Raw genomic sequence first — 4477 nt, forward strand, 5'->3', positions numbered from 1 at the left:
GTGCTGATACTGGACGCTGACGGCGCGGTGTCCACCCGCGCTTCGGGTCTGCCGCGGCGGGAGCAGGTCCTCGCGGCGCTCGGCGGGGCCGTCGGCTAGCGCGGGCAGGTCTCGTTGCGTGCCAGGAGTTCACCACCATGTGGGACGAATGACCATATCGTGAGACAGCGCGCCCCAGAGGAAAGGTTTGCCCGTATTCTGGAGCCATGTTCCAGACGACACACCTGACGCGGCGCCGAGCAGTGGACAACTGCTGCACGTGCTCGTCGTTGTGTCGCATGCGCTGACACCTTTCATCCGTCAGTCCCAGCACGCCCAGGCCAAGCCCGGCCGTGCCTCAGCGCAGGAGCACCATGTCCCAACCCCTTGTCGTGGATCCCCGCGGTCTTCGCGTGGCCGCCACCGCCACTGCCACCGTCCTCGCACTCGTGCTGGTCGTCCCCGGTCCGGTCAGCGTGGCCCTGCTGGCAGTTCAGGTCGCGATCTTCGCCGTCGCGGCGCTGATCGGTTTGCAGCACTCTCCGTACGCCATCGTCTTCACACGCTTCATCCGTCCGCGAATCGGCGCACCGACGGAGCTGGAAGACGCCCGGCCGCCCCGATTCGCCCAGTTCGTCGGCCTGTCCTTCACGGTGGTGGCCCTTCTCGCGCTCCTGTCCGGGGCCGCCACGGTCGCGTACATCGCCACGGCATTCGCGCTGGTGGCGGCGCTGCTCAATGCAACCGTGGGCCTGTGCCTGGGTTGCGAGCTCTACCTGGCGGTCCGCCGGCTGGCCCCGGCGAACGCCTGATCAGCACCCGCCCCATCGCAAAATCCACCCTTGCCAGACCACTAGCCCGTCCGGGCACCAACGGAGGTACATCATGAGCCGTGAATCCGCGCTCGTCACCGCAGACTGGGTCGAGGACCACCTCGACGACCCGACAATCGTCCTCATCGAGGTCGATGAGGACGCCGAGGCGTACGACAAGGGGCACATCCCCGGTGCGATCAAGCTCGACTGGAAGAAGGACCTGCAGGACGGCGTTCGCCACGACTTCATCGGCAAGGACCAGCTCGAGACGCTGTTGTCCGCCAAGGGTGTCGGCAACGATGACACCGTGGTTTTCTACGGCGGCAACAACAACTGGTTCGCGGCTTACGCGTACTGGTACCTGAAGTACTACGGGCACGACAACCTCCGGTTGCTGGACGGCGGCAGGAAGAAGTGGGAGCTCGACAGTCGCGAGCTGAGCAGCGACGTGCCGAGCCGCGAAGCCACGGTCTACACCGCTGAGCAGCCGAACGACGAGATTCGTGCATTCCGCGACGAGGTCATCGAGGCGATCGGTGTGAAGAACCTCATCGACGTCCGCAGCCCCGATGAGTACGCAGGCCGACTGCTGGCCCCGGCGCACCTGCCACAGGAGGCCGCGCAGATCGGTGGGCACATCCCCACCGCCGGCAACGTTCCCTGGAGCAAGGCCGCGAACGACGACGGCACGTTCCGCAGCGACGAGGAGCTCACGGCGCTCTATGCGGGCGCAGGTCTGGACGAGGGCAAGGACACCATCGCCTACTGCCGCATCGGCGAGCGCAGTTCCCACACGTGGTTCGTCCTCAAGGAGATCCTCGGGTTCGAGAACGTGAAGAACTACGACGGATCGTGGAGCGAGTACGGCTCGCTGCGCGGCGTGCCGGTCGCCCTGGGCGACGAGCCGGGTGCCGCCTGATGTGCGGTGCGATCAAGGGCGGCCCCTCGCTCGACGGCGTCGACGTCGCCAATCAGGCGGTGATCCAGGGCATCGTGACCCGCGACGGACAGCCCGTTGGCAATGCGTATGTCCGTCTGCTGGATCGAACCGGCGAGTTCACCGCAGAGGTCCCGACCTCGGCCACCGGCCAGTTCCGTTTCTTTGCTGGTCCGGGCGAGTGGACACTGCGAACGCTCGCTCCGCGGGCGGTCTCGGTGGACAACGCCGTGACTGCCGCGAAGGGCAGCGTGGCCGAGGTGGCCGTCGCCGTCTGACAGGCTGGTCTCGCAGTTGGTCCCCACCGCTACGAGAAAGCCGGCTTCTTACGCTACTGTTGCTCGTAACGATGTGTTGCTGATGATCGTTAGCGAGACAGCGGAACTACGTCTCACCAGCACCACCTGTTTACATCGACACTCGCAGAATCAAACTCGGAGCCACACGGGAGCGCGCATGTTCAAACTTCGGCTTGTAGCTGCAGCAGCGATTGCTGCCGCTGCAACTTTCATGACGGCAGGTGCTGCGCAGGCCTACCCGGACCCGAGCATCACCATCACGGTCAGCGACGCCACCCTCGTCGGCGGCAAGGTGTTTGACTTCAAGGCCAGCGCGAGTGTCGACTGCCTCTGGACCGCAAACTACGACGGCACTGCCCCTGGCACGAGCCCGACCCAGACCGGCACCGGCAAGTCAATCAGCGGCAGCTACAAGACCAAGGTAGTCCCCAAGAAGTTGGACACGACGCTGACGGTCGAGTGCAAGTATGACGACGCCGTCGCGCCGGCGGTGGCCCGCGTGACGAGCTCCACCGCTGTCACATCGGCGTTCTATTCCACGAGCCCAAGCACGTCACTTCAGGCGGCCCTCCAGACTGCGAGCGCCTCGGCAACGGTCACCTTGCTCCCGACGGGCGGTGCTGACGAGGGCAACGACGACGGCGCCCTGCCCGATACGGGCGGGTCCAACCTGTCGTGGCTCGTGATCGGTGGTGTTCTGGTCGTCGTCGGCGGCGGTGTGGCTTACGCCGCGCGACGTCGTCACGTCTCGCACTAGGGTCGGGAACCTCCAGGCTTCATGTTCGTCCTCAATCGGGCCGCCAATGTTGGCGCCGAGAGTCACCCATGAGTGTGCGCGAGAGACGGAGCAAGTCCAAGGGTCGGCGGCATCGACCGTGGTACATGAAGATCAGTCGTGGCCATATCGGGGTCGGCGCCGCCTTGATGTTTGGCCTGGTTGTCGTGGTTTTCGCGATCCAGGCGGCTCAGGCCAGTTCGGCGTTGCGGCTGGCGGCGGGGCAGGCGGAGGTCCTCAAGAACGAGATCGTCATCGGCGACAATGTGCGGGCCAAGTCCACCCTGGCAGCGTTACAGAGTTCTGCGGCGCGCGCACACAACAAGACAGATGGACTGCTCTGGGAACTTGGATCACGCGTGCCGTTTGCGGGCCGAAACGTGTCGGCGATACGGACAGTCGCTGAGGTGGTGGACGATATCGCTGTCAACGCGATGCCACCCATTGTCGGGCTGTCCGAGCAGATCAACCTCAAGGCCTTCAGCCCACGTAAGGGGAAGGTCGACCTTGAGGCAATCGTCAGGATTCGCCCGGCAGTGATCAAAGCCGCGACGACGCTCACGACTGCCAACGATCAGGTTAAGGACATCGATTCAGGTTCTTTGTTCCTGCCGATCCGTGGCCCGATTGCGGTGTTTCAGACGAAGCTCAAGGCAGCGCAATCCGCCGCCGTCAACAGTCGATCTGCTGCCAGGCTGATGCCCTCGATGCTCGGCGCAAAGGAAACTCGCCGCTATCTGCTTCTGGTGCAGAACAATGCGGAGATCAGGCCTACCGGCGGCATCGCGGGATCCTTCGCGGTCCTCAAATCCGTCGGGGGAAAGCTCTCGATGGGACAGCAAGGATCGATCCAGGACCTGCTGCCCTTCCCCGATCCTGTCCTTCCGATGGGCGCCGAAGAGTCGTCAGTCTTCACGTCGTCCTTGGTGAGCGATCTACGCGACATCAATTTGACACCTCATTTCCCGAGGACAGGTGAGATTGCGCAAGCGATGGCCAAGAAGGGCCTTGGGGTGGAGATTGACGGTGTTGTCTCGGTGGATCCGATCGCAATGAGCTATTTGCTCAACGGCACTGGCCCAGTGCAGTTGAAGGACGGCACCATGCTGAACCAGGGAAATGCCGTCTCCGTGTTGCTCAATCGGGTCTACACGAAATACCAGGACAACAACAAGCAGGATGATTTATTTGAGAGTGCGGCTCGCAGAATCTTCAATGTGGTCAAGTCGGGAACCGGTGACCCGCGCAGCGTGATCGGGGCATTGGTGAATGCCGCGGATGAGAATCGATTGACGTTGTGGTCGTCGCACGAGGCGGAGCAAGCCGAGATCGCGAGGACCGGCGTGTCGGGAATCGTGGGGGGCGACGATGGCGACACCCCGCACGTCGGCGTCTATCTCAGTGACTCGGCATCCACGAAAATGGAATATTACCTCGACTACAGAACGGGGGTCCGGTCAGGACGGTGCCTCGCCGGAGACATCCAAGAGCTGAGCACCACCACAGAATTGACCTCCAACGCGCCCAGCAAGGGACTGCCGCAGTCCGTCACCGGCTCAGGTGATTACACCCCTCCCGGCACGATGAAAATCGTCATGCGACTGTACTCGCCGTACGACGGTGGTTTCACCGAGGTGCGAGTCAACGGCAAGAAGCAGACCGTTTATGCTGA

Annotated in this window: 5 protein-coding genes; all 5 read left to right on the top strand. The window is 63.5% G+C overall.

Annotated features, from left to right (window positions below; all coding sequences use genetic code 11):
• Positions 1-353 precede the first annotated feature (353 nt).
• Positions 354-791, top strand: a complete 438-nt coding sequence (locus WB461_RS02005) for a DUF4395 domain-containing protein (protein ID WP_423851049.1) — start codon at positions 354-356, stop codon at positions 789-791.
• Between the two features lie 73 nt (positions 792-864).
• The gene (locus WB461_RS02010; RefSeq protein ID WP_423851050.1) at positions 865-1713 is read left to right on the top strand and encodes a sulfurtransferase; all 849 of its coding nucleotides are present in this window, start codon (positions 865-867) and stop codon (positions 1711-1713) included.
• The gene (locus tag WB461_RS02015) at positions 1713-2009 is read left to right on the top strand and encodes a DUF1416 domain-containing protein (protein ID WP_423851051.1); all 297 of its coding nucleotides are present in this window, start codon (positions 1713-1715) and stop codon (positions 2007-2009) included. Before WB461_RS02010 ends, WB461_RS02015 begins: the two co-directional genes overlap by 1 nt.
• A gap of 178 nt (positions 2010-2187) precedes the next feature.
• The gene (locus WB461_RS02020; RefSeq protein ID WP_423851052.1) at positions 2188-2787 is read left to right on the top strand and encodes an LPXTG cell wall anchor domain-containing protein; all 600 of its coding nucleotides are present in this window, start codon (positions 2188-2190) and stop codon (positions 2785-2787) included.
• A gap of 125 nt (positions 2788-2912) precedes the next feature.
• The coding region (locus WB461_RS02025) for a DUF4012 domain-containing protein (RefSeq protein ID WP_423851053.1) at positions 2913-4477 on the top strand (1565 nt) is incomplete at its 3' end.

Origin of the sequence: Aeromicrobium sp. (assembly GCF_049587115.1) — a bacterium.
GTDB lineage: Bacteria > Actinomycetota > Actinomycetes > Propionibacteriales > Nocardioidaceae > Aeromicrobium.